At 30.9% G+C, this 15738-nt stretch carries 14 protein-coding genes; 3 read left to right on the top strand and 11 right to left on the bottom strand.

All coding sequences use genetic code 11. The features are described 5' to 3' along the window. Positions 1 to 3: 3 nt before the first annotated feature. From TCEL_RS02255 to TCEL_RS02205, 11 genes are all read right to left on the bottom strand, one after another. The gene (locus tag TCEL_RS02255) at positions 4 to 1176 is read right to left on the bottom strand and encodes an ABC transporter permease (protein WP_018660693.1); all 1173 of its coding nucleotides are present in this window, start codon (positions 1174 to 1176) and stop codon (positions 4 to 6) included. Then, the gene (locus TCEL_RS02250) at positions 1164 to 1889 is read right to left on the bottom strand and encodes an ABC transporter ATP-binding protein (protein WP_018660691.1); all 726 of its coding nucleotides are present in this window, start codon (positions 1887 to 1889) and stop codon (positions 1164 to 1166) included. The genes TCEL_RS02255 and TCEL_RS02250 overlap by 13 nt, the downstream gene beginning before the upstream one ends. A gap of 10 nt (positions 1890 to 1899) precedes the next feature. Then, entirely contained in the window at positions 1900 to 3075 is a 1176-nt protein-coding gene (locus TCEL_RS02245) for an efflux RND transporter periplasmic adaptor subunit (RefSeq protein ID WP_018660689.1), read from the bottom strand. 139 nt (positions 3076 to 3214) lie between these two features. After that, a complete protein-coding gene (locus tag TCEL_RS02240; RefSeq protein ID WP_018660687.1) occupies positions 3215 to 3940 on the bottom strand; it encodes an energy-coupling factor ABC transporter ATP-binding protein in 726 nt (241 codons plus the stop codon). A 26-nt stretch (positions 3941 to 3966) separates the two neighbouring features. Further along, positions 3967 to 4749, bottom strand: coding sequence for an energy-coupling factor transporter transmembrane component T (locus tag TCEL_RS02235; RefSeq protein WP_018660685.1), 783 nt, complete (start codon positions 4747 to 4749; stop codon positions 3967 to 3969). Next, entirely contained in the window at positions 4750 to 5715 is a 966-nt protein-coding gene (gene cbiM, locus TCEL_RS02230; protein ID WP_018660683.1) for a cobalt transporter CbiM, read from the bottom strand. A gap of 162 nt (positions 5716 to 5877) precedes the next feature. Then, positions 5878 to 7923, bottom strand: a complete 2046-nt coding sequence (locus TCEL_RS02225; protein WP_018660681.1) for a beta-propeller domain-containing protein — start codon at positions 7921 to 7923, stop codon at positions 5878 to 5880. Continuing rightward, positions 7913 to 8434 (bottom strand): sigma-70 family RNA polymerase sigma factor, encoded by a 522-nt coding sequence (locus TCEL_RS02220; RefSeq protein WP_018660678.1) that lies wholly within the window; start codon positions 8432 to 8434, stop codon positions 7913 to 7915. The genes TCEL_RS02225 and TCEL_RS02220 overlap by 11 nt, the downstream gene beginning before the upstream one ends. Before the next feature lie 125 nt (positions 8435 to 8559). Beyond that, a complete protein-coding gene (locus TCEL_RS02215; protein ID WP_018660677.1) occupies positions 8560 to 9654 on the bottom strand; it encodes a sensor domain-containing diguanylate cyclase in 1095 nt (364 codons plus the stop codon). A gap of 400 nt (positions 9655 to 10054) precedes the next feature. Continuing rightward, entirely contained in the window at positions 10055 to 10216 is a 162-nt protein-coding gene (locus TCEL_RS02210; protein ID WP_018660675.1) for a zinc-ribbon domain-containing protein, read from the bottom strand. 142 nt (positions 10217 to 10358) lie between these two features. Further along, the gene (locus tag TCEL_RS02205) at positions 10359 to 11930 is read right to left on the bottom strand and encodes a DEAD/DEAH box helicase (protein WP_018660674.1); all 1572 of its coding nucleotides are present in this window, start codon (positions 11928 to 11930) and stop codon (positions 10359 to 10361) included. Between the two features lie 693 nt (positions 11931 to 12623). Here TCEL_RS02205 and nadA point away from each other — a divergent pair. From nadA to nadC, 3 genes are read left to right on the top strand one after another with little or no spacing between them, the layout of a single operon-like run. Beyond that, entirely contained in the window at positions 12624 to 13526 is a 903-nt protein-coding gene (gene nadA / locus TCEL_RS02200) for a quinolinate synthase NadA (protein WP_040683715.1), read from the top strand. A 4-nt stretch (positions 13527 to 13530) separates the two neighbouring features. Beyond that, positions 13531 to 14814, top strand: a complete 1284-nt coding sequence (locus TCEL_RS02195; RefSeq protein ID WP_018660672.1) for an L-aspartate oxidase — start codon at positions 13531 to 13533, stop codon at positions 14812 to 14814. Next, complete coding sequence (gene nadC, locus TCEL_RS02190; protein ID WP_018660671.1) at positions 14801 to 15628, top strand: carboxylating nicotinate-nucleotide diphosphorylase; 828 nt, start codon at positions 14801 to 14803, stop codon at positions 15626 to 15628. Before TCEL_RS02195 ends, nadC begins: the two co-directional genes overlap by 14 nt. The last annotated feature ends 110 nt before the right edge of the window (positions 15629 to 15738 follow it).

The following is a 15738-nucleotide window of genomic DNA, read 5'->3' as shown; positions in this document are numbered from 1 at the left end:
CCCCTATTCATATCTCAGTGCATCTATTGGGTTTAGTTTTGATGCTCTGCTTGCTGGATATATACCAAAGAATATGCCTACAAAAATTGAAAATGCAACAGCAAATAAAACAACATTAAGTGATATATACACTGACATATTCAACATAGATTTAAAGAAATTTGCAAGTAAATACCCTAAAATAATTCCCAAAATTCCTCCCATTAAACTTACTGTTGAAGATTCTATCAAAAACTGAATCATTATATCTCTTCTCTTTGCACCAAGTGCCTTTCTTATGCCAATTTCACGTGTTCTTTCTATAACAGCAACAAGCATTATATTCATAATACCAATTCCACCAACTAAAAGGGATATTGCTGCAATTCCCATGAGCATTAACGTCATAGATTCTGTAGTTTTTGTTGCTGTTTCAAGAAGGCTTGTTTGATCAAAAACTCTGTACTGACTAGTGTCACCTTTAAATCTATTATTAAAATAAAGTTCTAAATATCCTCTTGCAAGCTGTGTGTCATCTCTTGATGTTCCCTCTATAAATATAGTCCTAACCTCATCTGTTTTAAAAAGCCTCTTTGCTGTTGTTATAGGTATAATAACTCTATCATCTCCAGATCCACCAACTGAACTTCCTTGTGATTTTAAAACACCCACAATAGTAAAGTCAACTCCCTGAATATTTATACTTTGCCCTATTGGATTTTGGAGGGGAAATAGTTCTGTCACAATATCTTGCCCTATTATTGAAACTGTTCTCCTTGATTCTATATCATCCTTTTCTAATTTTCTTCCACTTTCCACTTCTAATTTTCTAATTCCAAAATACTCTGGAGTAGATGCTTCAACTGTTGTTGAATAGGTTTTTGTTCCACTTTTTACTATTATACCATTTTGATTAAGGAGTGGAGCGACATTTTTTATTCCTGGTTTTGTTTTAATAAGTTCAATATCCTCATCGCTTAATCCATTTGTTCTTCTTGACGTTATATTTACTGTAATCAAATTTGTTCCAAGGCTCTCTATCTGCTCCTGAACCTTCTTTTTAGTTCCCTCACCTAAACCTACAAGGGTTATAACAGATGATATTCCAATTATTATACCAAGCATTGTTAAAAAGGTTCTTATTTTATTGGAGGCAATAGAAGAAAAGGCCATTTTAAATAGAATTAGTCTTCGCACGCTCCCACCTCCTTTAACTTATCTATATACGAATCTGATACTATTTCTCCATCCTTTACTGTTATAATCCTTTTTGCATTTAAAGCTATATTCATATCGTGGGTTATTAATACTATGGTATTACCTTCTTTGTTTAAGTCCTTCAATATATTTAAAACCTCTATACCTGTTTTTGAATCAAGTGCACCAGTTGGCTCATCTGCTAATATAATCTCAGGGTTTGTTACTATTGCCCTTGCTATTGCAACCCTCTGCATCTGTCCGCCTGACAACTCTGTTGGTTTGTGCTTTAAGTGACTTTCTAATCCAAGTTTTTGAAGAGCAGAAGTAGCCCTTTTTCTTGCTTCATTTATTGGTATACCCATATATATCAATGGGAGTTCAACATTTTCTAATACATTTAGCTTATTTATTAAATTATAGGTTTGAAAAATAAAACCTATTTTTCTATTTCTAATTTCAGCAAGCTGATTATCCTTCATCTTTCCTATACTAATTCCATCAAGATAGTATTCACCCTCTGTTAAAGTGTCTAAACATCCAATTAAATTCATAAGAGTAGACTTTCCTGCACCAGATGGTCCAACTATTGCAACAAACTCACCTTTCTCTATTTCTAAATTTATTCCGTTAAGTGCTCTATATTTGTTTTTGCCTGTTGAGTAAACCTTTCCAACATTATTCATAATAATAACCTTTTCTTTTTTATCCATCTAATCACCCCTATCTTTGTGGTGCTCCACCTGGTCCACCCATTCCACCATCCATACCAAGCATCCTCATGCTATTATTTCTAAAATTATTTTTAATTGTATTTGAATTTGTGCTTGTTGAAACCTTTACAAGTACAACATCTCCTTCCTTTAGTCCCTCTACAACTTCTATAAAGCTATCATTTCTAAGTCCTGTCTTTATTTCAACTAGCCTTCCATTGCCTTCAGTAAACCCAAATTGCCTTCCTTGACTTCTTGCCTTTATATTTGAGCTTTGACTATTTTGATCATTAGTCTGAGTGTTTACGTTTTGTTCTTGAAGAAGTACATATTTTTTACCATTTATCTCTTGTAGTGCTTCAATTGGTATCAATAATGCATCCTTTTTACTTTGTACATCTATCTCTATACTTGCAGTCATACCAAGTTTAATCCCTTCTGGATTTTGTATAGATACTACTACATCATAGCTTGTAACATTATTTTGAGTTGTTCCTATATCTGATATTTCTTCAACCTTTCCTATAAATGCTTTATCCTCAAGTGCATTTATTTTTATATTCACCCTTTGACCAATTGAAACCTTGGCTATATCAAGTTCATCAATTGAAGCTTTTATTTTAAGGGATTTAGGATCAACTATTGTAACCAATGTCTTTCCCGATTGAACATTATCCCCATTATTAACATTTACTGCAGTTACAACACCACTTATTGGAGATTTTATAGTCATTTCACTTTTTTGTTTCTTTAAATTTGCTAAATTATTTTTGGCTTCCTTTAGCTGTAAATTAATAAGTTTCTTCTCATCATCTGATTTTGCATTGCTAAGTTGAAGGTTTAATTTTTCTATATTTATCTCTGCACTTGTTATTTGTGAATCTATTTGATCGTTATATACAGTTAAAAGTGTCTCTCCTTCCTTTACAGTATCCTTAACCTTTACATTCAAACTCTTAACCTCTCCACTGTTTTTAGCAACCACTTCCTTTGTAGTTCCAGCAAAAACTATACCAGTTGACTTGATCTTAACTGAAATATCCTGCTTTACTACCCTTTGGGGTATGTACCTTACTGATAATTGTGTATTATTGGCTGCTGATTTTTTTGAATAAAAATAATACACAGTAAAGACAATAATTAAAAATAAACCAATACCAATTAAGACCTTAATACTTTTCTTCATTTTCTCTCCTCCCATCAAATTTTAAGTTCATTTTATAGCTAAAAAAAGGAGAGAAGTTGACAGAATTATTAACAAACTGTGAATAAAAAACTGCTTCTTAAGGCATCAAAACTATATAAATCACCTTAAGAAGCAGCACCTAGATTATATCATTTTGTTCTAAAAATTCCTTATTATCTATGAGGCTTTCAAAATCACCATCATATATTATTTTGTGTCCACTTGATATTACAATTGCTCTTTTAAATACTCCTTTAAAATATTCAAAATCATGTGTTGCACAGATTATAGTTTTACCATAATCATTTAATGTTTTTAATAGTTCCCTTATCTTTCTTTTACTTTTAGGATCAATTTCATTTAAAGGTTCATCTAATATTAAAACCTCTGGATTTAAAGCAAGAGTTGAAGCAATTGCAACCTTTTTCTTTTCACCACCACTTAAAGTATATGGAACTCTCTCCTTTAAATGTTCAATATCAAGTAACTTTAAACAGTCAAAAACCCTTTTTTCAACCTCTTCATATTTTATATCAAACTGCAAAAGTGAAAAGGCTACTTCATCAAAAACTGTTTTACAAAATAGCTGATTATCTGAGTTTTGAAATACAAAGCCTATTCTCTTATGAAAAATTTTTCTTCTCTTTGCGTCCTTTAAAAATTTATCATCAATCCTTTGTCCATCAAATACATATTCTCCATTTCTAATATCAAGCAAACCATTTAAAACCCTAAGTAAAGTAGTTTTACCTGAACCATTTGGTCCAATAATAGCAACGCTTTCACCCTTGTTTATTTTAAAGGATATATCATCTAATACTACATTTCCATTCAGCCTACAAGTTAAATTTTTTATTTCAATCATTTTATCACCTTAGATTTAAATTATTTCTATCGTAATATAAAAAATCCTAAAATAATAATTATGTTTATTATACTATATAAAATCTCAGACTTTCCAATTCTTTTATATATCTTATATTTAAACTCTCCACTAAAGCACCTACACTCTAAAGCTTCATCCATTTTAAAGCTCATATCAATAGAAGTTACAAATAAATTATACATTATTTGTGCTAAAGTTCTATATGGCTTTTTAATGTATCCAACACTCCTTAGCTTTAAACTACAAAGAATTGCATATGCCCTTTCTGATAACAAGTATATAAACCTTATTGCAGAATCAAATATAAAAAGGACAATATTAGGAACTTTAATCAGTCTAAATGCTGAAATTATATTATGCCAATTTGATGTAATTGACATAATCATCGTTAAAGAGACTGATATGGTTATTTTCACTATAACCAACATGGCATTTTTGTTTCCCCAAAACCAAGATGGCCCTATTATTAATGAAGAAACAACAAAGGCAACTAATGATATGTTTAGTATCCTTAAAACATCCTTATCTTCTAAAGGAATTATAAGCAGTATTACATATGCAGCATTTAACATTATATAAAACTTATTAAAGGAAAGGGATAGAAGTATTATGTTTACAAGGGTAAAATACAGCTTAAAGGCCTCATGTATTCTATATATACCTCTATCCCTACTATCTAATCTTCTTATATTTGATACAAGACTTAATAGTGAAGAAATAGTTTTTTCAATAAAGGATTCATTTCTAATTTTTAATTCAAACTCATCCTTTTCCTTTAACCAATCCATTTAATTCTCTAACCCTTTCCTTGAAAATATGCCAATCAATCTAAATAAAAGTATAATTATCATAACTCCCAAAATTGCAGATATAATATATCCTAATACTTCATTTACTCCTGAAACTGTATAATCTGGCATAATAGCTTCAAAATTTAATCCCTTTTCCATTCCCTTTGGAAGAAAACCTGCAATTTCTTTTATCTCATCTAATCCCCACTCACCCCAAGCTGTTCCTTGGGCAATTAATCCAAGTGGTGATAAGGCTATTAATATAGCAATAAATATATATACTTTATTCATCCCTTTTGTTTTTTCATCATCCTCATAAATCTTTACTAAATCAATTTGTTTTGCAGCCTTGTATATAAGTAATGATACAGCACCCTCAACAACCCCTGCAACTAAAAGATGCGAAAGCATCATTGCAGGTATAGAAACATCTAAACCATATGGACAGTAAAGAGGAGTTCCATCTGATGCTTTAAAAAGGTATGGCTGTATTCCAAATTCTATTGCAGTTAAAAATGCTGCAATATTTAGTCCTATGTATGAGCCTAAAAAAACTGCTAAGTTTTCATTTTTGGACTTTAGCCTACTGTATACATAATATCCGCTAAAGGACATAGCAAAGGCCATATTGAATATATTAGCACCTAAGGATAATATACCTCCATCTCCAAAAAATAGTGCTTGTATTGTAAGTGCAACTGCAACTGATATAAAGGCTGCATATGGTCCAAGAAGTATAGCAATTATAACAGCTCCAACAGCATGGCCTGTTGTTCCTCCAAGTAGTGGAACATTAAACATCATAATTAAAAAGGAGTAGGCTGCTGCAACACCTAAAAGAGACATCCTTCTTCTATCTAATTCCTCTTTTACTTTAGCTATTGTTCTTTTAATTATTGGTATTATAGCCAAATAAAAGGCTGTACAAGTAGATGGGCTTAAATAATTCTCTGGTATATGCATAAAATCCCTCCTTAATGATATTGATGTAATTAAAAAAGGGTAGCGTCAAAAACGCTACCCTCGTGGTAACAACCTTATCCTAAAAAGTTAACAGTTAAAATTGCCTTCGTGGCTATATTTAATTTTAACAAAAACTATAATTTACTTCAATACTTTTTAATATTAAATATTACCACTATAAACTTCCTTCATAGTATCAAGATTGATTACGCTTATAGCTCTAGTTGATATTACAAACATTAGATTATCTACAAACACTGCTCTATAACCATATAGAGGTTCTCTGTATGCATCTATTGAATCTACTTTGTTGTGGGTTATCTTTGCCTTTATATCTAGCTTATCATTTTTAATCTGCATCAAGCATATACCTGTAAACTTAATATTATATGAATCGTCATCTCTAGTCTCATATAGGTCAAATGCATATAGATCATATTTTTTATATTCCACAAGTGCCTTATGGTTATATAGGGATTCTGAGAAGGTGCCCTTTCCACCAATTTCAATGCTATCCTTCTGCTTTGGATGGTTCAAATCAGTTACATCAAATATAGCAACCTTCATTCCCTTATTTACAACTCTTCCTTCAAATTCACCTGTATCCATTCCAAAACCTATAATTGTGTTTTCATCGTATGGGTGAAGGTAGGTGCTATAGCCTGGGATTTTTAGTAATCCTAATATTTTTGGCTCCCTTGGATTTTTTAAGTCTATTACAAATAGTGGATCCACCTGTTTAAAGGTTACCATATAAAGTTTATCTCCTACAAACCTTGTTGAGTATATTCTTTCATCAGGAGCTATATTATTTATCTTTCCTACGACATTCATATTTTTGTCTATTACATATACATTGTTTGTAGTTGTGAATTTATTATTTTGATTTATGCTCTCTGTTGTTGCAATTCTAAAATATCCTTCATACTCATCCATTGAGAATTGATTTATTATTCTTCCCTTTACACTTACAAACTTCTTATACTCAACCTTTTCTCCTAAATCAAATTTATATATAACTGTTTCTTCATCATAAACTGCAACTGCAATACTTTCACCTTGTTTATTAGAATCCTGCTTTATTTCTTTATAGTTTACAGCAGTTTTAACAAGATATAGACTCTCATGGGACATATACATATTTTCAAAGTATCCTAAAACAACTTGATTACTTATTGTATTTTTATTTAAATCAACTGCCGCTATGATTGTATAGTTTGGTTGAATATCCTGTTTATTATATCTAATGTTACTTACATCTATTTCCTTTTTAATAGCCTCTTCTCCATATTCAATGTAGTATGGTAATAGGCTATCACTTTTATTTGACTCCATTATGCGATAGTAAACACCCTTATTGGTTACTAAATAAACCTTACCATCCTTTAATCTTGCAGATAGTTTATATCCTGCAATTTCAAATTGCTTAACTACATTTGGTTTTTGAATATCTGTCACATCACAAACACTTATAAGCGTTGTATCTTCTCCATAGTATATTGGCATTATGCCTATAACCCTATCCTTTAAAGAAGTCTGCTGTGGATTTTCTTTATATCTGTTTACATTAGACATTACTACTAGATAGTCCTTACCATCATTTTTGTATAAAAACATATCTTGTAAACTTATTTGTCTTTTATATCCCTTAAATTCCTTTGCCTCTTTACTGCCTAATATTTCTTCCGCCTTTAAGCTCAATACCTTTTTAGGCTTCTCCTCTGCTGTATAAACGTTTATTTCATTTCTTTCAAAGTTGATTACATAAATGTACTGCCCATCTGTTTTTATAATATCTGCCTCATCTATTCCCTCAACCTGAACATTTGTATTAGAGTGCTCTCTTGAGGTAGTTTTAGTAGAGTCCTGTGCCTTCTCCTCTCCTAACCTACCACCAAAAAACTTTAATCCTCCACTTCCTTCTTTTAATTTTTTGTTTAACATTGAAATAAACTCTTTTTTATTTTCAACCTGCGTAAGTTCATACGCAACCTCTTTTGTTTCTTTATTCTGTCTTAAGTAGGAAAAGACATAGGTTAATGCAAAAATTGAAACTACTAAAGTCATTACTGCGGCTGCCATTCTTTTACCCATAAAAATCCCTCCTTTATTTAAATTTTTACACTTATACAATGTCCTTCTTTTAAGTTCCTCTGTAACCTTAATCTCATCTAGACCACTTAAGTCAAACTCTCTATCATTCTTCATAGGATAAACCCTCCTTAAGTTTGCCTTTTAACATATCCCTTGCCCTCATTAGTCGGCTCCTTACCGTTGACTCCTTCTCCTTTGTTAGATTTGCTATCTCCTTTGTTGATAATCCTTTGTAGTAATATAAAAACACCACTACCCTATATTTTTCTGGGAGCCCCAATACAGCATTTATTATGTAATCCTTCTCTATGTCTTTTATAACAGCACTTTCTATACTTTCCCTCTCTTCTTTTTCTACATCCCAAGATAAAATTATCCTTTTAATCCATGAACTTTTTAAATAATCCTTACAGGTATTTATTGCAATCCTTGTGATCCATGTATGTATATCTGAATCGTATCTAAACTTGTCTATATTTTTATATATCTTTATAAATACCTCTTGAAAGAGATCCTCTGCCTGTGAATAGTCCTTGGTATATATAAAGCATAACCTTAATATGTCATCACCATATTTATCAATTAACCCCTCTATTTCAGCATTTAAATCCTGCCTATTTACCACACCTCTTCCTCCCTTCATCTATTAGACGAAACTCACATAAACTTTGTTGCAGATAAATATAATTTCTATTTTTTTATTTAAATTCCTCTATTTAAAAAGCAATTAAAAAAGAGGCCAAATGGCCTCTATCTTTCAATCTTTTTTATCTTTTTTTGTTCATACATCTTATCATCTGCACATGTAATCATTTTATCTATATCTAATCCATCTTTATACTCACAGATACCATAGCTAAAATCTATAACCAAATCATCCACTGTGTTCTCCACCAGACAATTTTTTATAAATCCCATCTTTCCCTCTGCTTGATTTTCATCTGCTCCATGTAAAAGTATAACAAATTCATCTCCACCTAACCTTGCAACAATATCGGTATCCCTTAAATTGCACTTTAATATATTTGCAAAATGCTTTAGAACCTTATCTCCTTTTTTATGTCCAAATGTATCATTTATAGGTTTAAAATTGTCTAAATCTATTAAAACCAAACTAAACCTGTTTCCATATCTTTGGGCTCTTCTTATTTCCTTTTCTAATAACTCTTCAAAATACCTTCTGTTATATACACCTGTTAAATCATCCGTTCTTAAAGTATGTTTTAACTCATCAAGCAGATGAGCATTTTTAATTGCTATTTCCATTTGCTTTACTAAAAAATCAATTAATTCAATGTCCTTTTCACTGAAGGCATCTACATTGCTGTTGTTATCAATATTGATTATTCCATAAAATTCTCCATCTACATATATTGGTGCACTCAAAACAGATTTTATATTTAATGCCTCCATCTCCATAAGCATGTTGTACTTTTCATTGTCAATATACTCACTATCAAAGGCTCTAGGATTTTTTATTATATCTGCTGAATTTAGCCTGTTTAACTTATAAAGATAAAGCTCTTCCTTTTTTAAATTTATCTTCTTAAGTTCGTCAATGTCATAACCTATTGCTGCAACATATTCCATATGATCCTTTTCTCTGTTATATATGAGTATACTTCCTGCATCACCTTCTTCTATAATTTTTAAGGTGTCTACAAGTATCTTTTTGTAGAGTTTGTAAACATCCTTATAAACTGAAAATTCCTTTGAAATTTCAATTAAAAGATTGTTTAAATTTACCTCCCTTTCGTATTTTTCCTTAAGTCTTACGTACAGATTAGCAACTACCATTAATGCCAAAACTATTAGTACAAACATTAGCACTATAAAAGGCTTCAACGTAACTCCCCCTAGTAAAAGAAGTGTAGCACATTTATTAAATTGTCGTATACTAACTTTTATTATACTGTAATTTTGATAATTTTTGAACATTTATTTTATTTAAACTATATATATTCTTTTCTACACCCGCTTATCAAATCCTTCTTTTTATTTAAAATTTTATAACAATTAAATTTTTTATTCAAAAATAAATAGGCTGCATAGCAGCCTATTTATGGGAGGATTTAATGGTGTTGGGGGATTGTTGGAATTTTTACTATATAATAATTATTATCCTTCTAATTAAATGATAGCACACATTCGAAATTTGTCAATATATGTAGAAAAAAATCTTCTCCAAGGGAGAAGATTTTTTGGTAGATATAAAAAAAAGCAGCTTTTCGCTGCTTTAAACTTCTTATCTATTGAAGTTTCTCTTTTGTTGCTTTCTAGCCTTTCTACACTCTGGGCATCTCTTTGGTTCGTTTTCAAATCCCTTTTCAGCGTAGAATTTTTGTTCTCCTTCTGTGAAGATGAATTCCTTTCCACAGTCTACACATGTTAAATTCTTGTCTGCCATTTCAACATTCCTCCTAAAATATAACCTTTCTCTCCTTAAGACCACGAACAACATTTCCAAGGTTATACCAGGAGAATGTTGAACTGTCTTTCAGGTACTCTATAACTATAACACATATTCATAGCAATTGCAAGTAAATTTTTTATTTTTTCTTTGCTATTTCAATATTTACTTTTTTACCCTTTATGGTATTTTCATTCATAATCCTCATTACTTCCTTTGCATATTCCCTTGGAACTTCAACAAAGGAGAATTTATCATATATATCTATACTTCCAATCAAATCTCCAGGTATCTTAACTTTATCTGCAATAGCACCAACTATATCTCTTGGTGATATCTTTTGATTTTTACCTACATTAATAAATAGCCTTGTCATTTCCTGTTCTTGATCTAACTCCTGTATCTCTTCATCATATTTCTCTTCAAGCTTCATTGTCATCTTTAAAAGAGCTGATGCAATGTCTAGGGAAGTATATTCATCTCCTATTATTCTCTCTATTATATTTGTATATTTTTCTAACCCACCTTCGTTTATAACCTCTTTTATGTTGTCTATTAGCATTGCTATCTTTCTTTCTTCAACATCATTTATTGTTGGGATTTTACCCATTTTAATCTTAGTTTTTGTGTATTTTTGTATGTCCTTTAGTTTATAAATCTCCTTACCTGATATGAAGGTATATGCCTTTCCTTCTCTGCCTGCTCTACCTGTTCTTCCTATTCTGTGTACATAGTTTTCAATATCCTGTGGAACATCATAGTTGAAGACCATCTCAACATTTTCAACATCTATTCCTCTTGCTGCAACATCAGTTGCAACCAATATTTCTATCAAACCACTTCTAAACTTCTGCATTACCTTATCTCTCTGTATCTGCTTTAAATCCCCATGAAGTGCATCTGCAAGGTAACCCCTTGCCTGTAGGCCTAATGCAACCTCATCAACCTTCTTCTTTGTATTGCAAAATACCAGAGAAAGCTTTGGATTATGTATATCTAAAAGCCTTGATAAAACTTCTATCTTATCTGCTTCTCTTACCTCTATATATATCTGTTCAATTGTTGGAACTGTAAGTTCCTTTTGAACTATTTTAATCATTTTAGGATTTTTTTGATACTTTTGTGTAAGCTCTAAAATTGGCTTTGGCATTGTTGCTGAAAAAAGAAGTGTTTGCCTTTCCTTTGGTGCACCACTTAAAATAAATTCAATATCCTCAATAAATCCCATATTTAGCATTTCATCTGCTTCATCAAGCACAATCATTTTTAAGTTGTCTAATTTAATTGTACCTCTGTTTATATGGTCAATTACTCTACCAGGAGTACCAATTATTATGTTTACACCTTTATTTAAGGACTGTATCTGCCTTTCAATTGCCTGACCACCATAAACAGGCAATGCTACTACACCTTTTTTGTATTGAGATAGCTTTTTTATCTCCTCACTTACCTGTATTGCTAGTTCTCTAGTTGGACATAAAATTAGTGCCTGTATTGTTTTTTTAGATGTATCTATCCTTTCAATAACAGGTATCGAAAAAGCTGCTGTTTTTCCTGTACCTGTCTGAGCTTGACCTATAACATCATGTCCCTCTAATATTACTGGTATTGCCTCACTTTGAATAGGTGTTGCCTCTTCATACCCAAGCTTTGCAATAGCTTTAAGTATTTCCTTTGATAAATTTAGTTCATTAAATTTTACTGTTGTCATAAAATACCACCTTTTGTTTAGTTTAATATATTAATATTATGTGTATTTTTCAAAAAAAGCAAGAAAAAAATTTTATTTTTATATGCATAATAATATACCTATGGGTAAAAATAATAGTGTAAGGTGAGGGTATATAACAGTTGAGCTAAGATCTATATATGCTCCTTGGCAGGGGTGTATATGGGTCGACCAAAGATTATATATAGGTCCACTTATTTGGGCTTATATATAGTCGGAGGGAAGATTCTTTAGGGTTGAGAAAAGCTATATTATAGTCGAACTTTTAATTTGATTATAATATGGTTCCAATCTATCCTAAAGGGTCGAGCTAAGACTATAGAGGGTATTGGGATTTCACCTTTGGGCCCAAGTGATTTTTGGTTATATACAGCCGAGAGGTTGTATATAGCTAGGTAGATATCCTTTATGGTCGAACGAACCATCAGCTTAGGTGGTGAACTGCTCTATTGCAGTCGAAAGATTGCAGTTGGGTAATAAGCTATCTAGGTTGGTGTAAGGTAGACTGTTATGTGCTCTTTCCTTATTTATTTTTGAATAGTGACATAACAGGCACCTATAAGCTGTGAAAGGATCTATCCTTCACAGCTTTTTTATTTTCCTTTTTAAACTAATTGAAAATTAAAAATTTATGATATATGATATATGTAAAGACAGGTGTAAAGTGAGGTGTAGATATTGAAGGATAAAATATTAAAACTAAAAAGAGAATTAGAAGCTGTAATTGTTGCTCACAACTACCAAAGGGCTGAGGTTTTAGATATAGCTGACTATGTTGGAGACTCCTTTTATTTAAGTCAAGTGGTTCAAAAATGTCAAAACGAAACAGTAGTATTTGCAGGCGTATACTTCATGGCAGAGAGTGCTAAAATATTATCTCCTCAAAAAGAAATATTACTACCAGTTTTGGATGCTGCCTGCCCTCTTGCAAACATGGTTGATTTGAACACTCTAAAGGAATATAAAGAAAAATATTCAGATTATACGTTTGTTTGTTATATAAACACCAATGCTGAAGTTAAGGCAATGTGTGATGTTGTTGTAGCTTCTTCAAATGCTGAAAAAATACTTAGTAAAATTGAAAATGATAAAATTTTTTTCCTACCTGATAGAAATTTAGGCGAATATATAAAAAACAAATTTCCTAATAAAAAATTTATAATTTGGAATGGATTTTGTCCTGTACATCAAAAGATTCAAGCAAAACATATTTTAAGTTTGAAGGAAAAAATAGATAATCTTATTGTTCTTGCCCACCCTGAATGTAACAGAGAGGTTAGAGAAATTGCAGACTTTTTAGGAAGTACAAAAGAAATAATAGACTTTGCAAATAGAACAAAATTCAAAAACTATTTAATCGCAACAGAAGATGGAGTAATTCATACACTTAAGCAAACTAATCCAGACAAAAATTTTTATGTACCAGGTGCTCCTGCAACTTGTATAGATATGAAAAAAACTACTCTTGAGGACATCTATAACTCTCTACTTCATAAGAAACATTCAATTAATGTTAAACAAGAAATATCAAATTTAGCACTTAAATCATTAAACAAAATGATTGAACTTGCAGGGTGATATTATGAAACTAATTTCAGATGTTTTAATTGTTGGAACTGGTATAGCTGGCCTTTTTACTGCTTTAAATCTTAGTGAAAATTTAAATATTACTATTGTTACAAAGTCAACTCTAACAGATTCTAATTCATATCTTGCACAGGGTGGAATATCAACAGCCTATGATGTAAATGATATTGAAGACTTTGTTAAGGATACACTACATGCTGGAAATTTTAAAAATAACCCTAGTATTGTATATATGGTTGCTAAAGAATCTAGAGATGTTATAGATACTCTCATAAATTTTGAAGTTAAATTTGATTCTTTAAATGGACAACTTCTCTATACAAAAGAAGGTGGCCATAGCAAAAACAGGATACTTCATCATAAGGATTATACAGGTAAACATGTTATTGATACATTAATTACAAAGTTAAAAAGCAGGAAAAACATTAAAATATTAAAAAACTCTACCCTAGTGGATTTAATTGTAAAGGAGAATAAATGCCTAGGAGGAACATTTATAAAAAATAATAAATTAATTGACATATATTCAAAATACACTGTTCTTGCAACAGGAGGAATAGGAGGACTTTTTAAAAATTCTACTAATGCAAGAATTTTAACAGGTGATGCACTTTCTATTTCTTTAAGATATGGTATTAAGCTTAAAGATATTGAATATATACAATTTCACCCTACTGCACTCTATAATAAAACATCAGAAAGGATGTTTTTAATTTCAGAAAGTTTAAGAGGTGAAGGGGCAATTCTAAAAAATATTTATGGTCAAAGGTTTGTAAATGAACTTCTACCAAGGGATAAGGTTGCAAATAAAATATGGAATGAGTTAAAAGAAAAAAACTGCAAATTTGTTTATTTAGATATATCTCATCTTGATAAAAACTACATCAGAAACAGGTTTCCACTTATCTACAACACATGTTTAGAATATGGTATAGACATAACTAAAGATCCAATACCTGTGCGTCCAGCTCAACACTATTATATGGGTGGAATTGAAGTTGATGAATTTTCAAGAACATCTATGGATAATCTATTTGCTGTTGGTGAGGTAAGCTGCACAGGACTCCATGGTAATAATAGACTTGCTAGCAATTCACTACTGGAAGGACTTGTATTTGGAAAAAGGTGTTCAGATTATATAAACAAAAATATTTCAAGTCAAAAAATTGAAGTTTTAAAAGTTGACAAAAATATTGATGAAATTATTCTTGAAAACAAAAATCTTTTTAGAAATACTTTAAGAAAACATAGGAGTGATATAAATGATGAACTTATTTGAAGTAGATGAGCTTATAAAAAAAGCATTGAGTGAAGATATAAACTATTTAGATTTAACAACTGAAGCTATCATCGATAAAGAAATGAAGTCCAATGCAAAACTCATAGCAAAACAAAATGGGGTTATTGCAGGAACTTTTGTGTTTAAAAGAGTTTTTGAAATATTAGGTGATGTAGAGTGTACAATACACCTAGAAGATGGAACTCATGTTAAAAGTGGAGATACTGTTTGCTCTCTCTATGGAAGTACCAAAAATATATTGATTGGAGAACGAACTGCTTTAAACTTTATTCAGAGAATGAGTGGAATTGCAACAACCACAAGACAGTTTGTAGAAAAGCTAGAAGGAACAAAAGTTAAGCTATTAGATACGAGAAAAACAACACCAACCCTAAGGATACTTGAAAAATATTCCACTAATATTGGGGGTGCACTAAATCACAGATTTAATCTATCCGATGGCATTTTAATAAAGGATAACCATATTAAAGCTGCAGGTTCAATAAAAAAAGCTGTAGAAATGGTTAGATTAAAATATGGAAACATAAAAAAAATAGAGGTAGAGGCTGAAACACTAGACATGGTTAAAGAATGCTTAGAATGTAATGTTGATATTATAATGCTTGATAATATGGATGTAGAAAATATAAGAAAAGCTGTATCTATTATCAATAAAAGAGCCCTAATCGAAGTATCTGGTAATGTTACTTTAGAAAACATAAACGAAATTGCCAAAACTGGTATAGATTTTATATCAACAGGCTATATAACTCATTCATACAAATCACTTGATTTAAGTTTAAAGCTAACATAGATCTGCCTAAATAAGGCAGAATTTTTTATTGACAAAATTAAGTTTAAAGTGTATTAATATTTCAAATATAACACTTTTGTATTGTATCGATACATTATTTAAAAAGGGGG

It is taken from the genome of Thermobrachium celere DSM 8682 (assembly GCF_000430995.1).
In the GTDB taxonomy this organism is placed as follows: domain Bacteria; phylum Bacillota; class Clostridia; order Clostridiales; family Caloramatoraceae; genus Thermobrachium; species Thermobrachium celere.
The sequence above is the reverse complement of the archived record's forward strand: the minus strand, read 5'-3'. Positions and strand labels throughout refer to the sequence as shown.

Bases quoted from the DNA above. Each gene is read 5' to 3' on its own strand.
- TCEL_RS02250 (WP_018660691.1), bottom strand. From the start codon at position 1,889: ATGGATAAAAAAGAAAAGGTTATTATTATGAATAATGTTGGAAAGGTT.
- TCEL_RS02245 (WP_018660689.1), bottom strand. From the start codon at position 3,075: ATGAAGAAAAGTATTAAGGTCTTAATTGGTATTGGTTTATTTTTAATT.
- TCEL_RS02240 (WP_018660687.1), bottom strand. From the start codon at position 3,940: ATGATTGAAATAAAAAATTTAACTTGTAGGCTGAATGGAAATGTAGTA.
- TCEL_RS02235 (WP_018660685.1), bottom strand. From the start codon at position 4,749: ATGGATTGGTTAAAGGAAAAGGATGAGTTTGAATTAAAAATTAGAAAT.
- cbiM (WP_018660683.1), bottom strand. From the start codon at position 5,715: ATGCATATACCAGAGAATTATTTAAGCCCATCTACTTGTACAGCCTTT.
- TCEL_RS02225 (WP_018660681.1), bottom strand. From the start codon at position 7,923: ATGAAGAATGATAGAGAGTTTGACTTAAGTGGTCTAGATGAGATTAAG.
- TCEL_RS02210 (WP_018660675.1), bottom strand. From the start codon at position 10,216: ATGGCAGACAAGAATTTAACATGTGTAGACTGTGGAAAGGAATTCATC.
- TCEL_RS02205 (WP_018660674.1), bottom strand. From the start codon at position 11,930: ATGACAACAGTAAAATTTAATGAACTAAATTTATCAAAGGAAATACTT.
- TCEL_RS02195 (WP_018660672.1), top strand. From the start codon at position 13,531: ATGAAACTAATTTCAGATGTTTTAATTGTTGGAACTGGTATAGCTGGC.
- nadC (WP_018660671.1), top strand. From the start codon at position 14,801: ATGAACTTATTTGAAGTAGATGAGCTTATAAAAAAAGCATTGAGTGAA.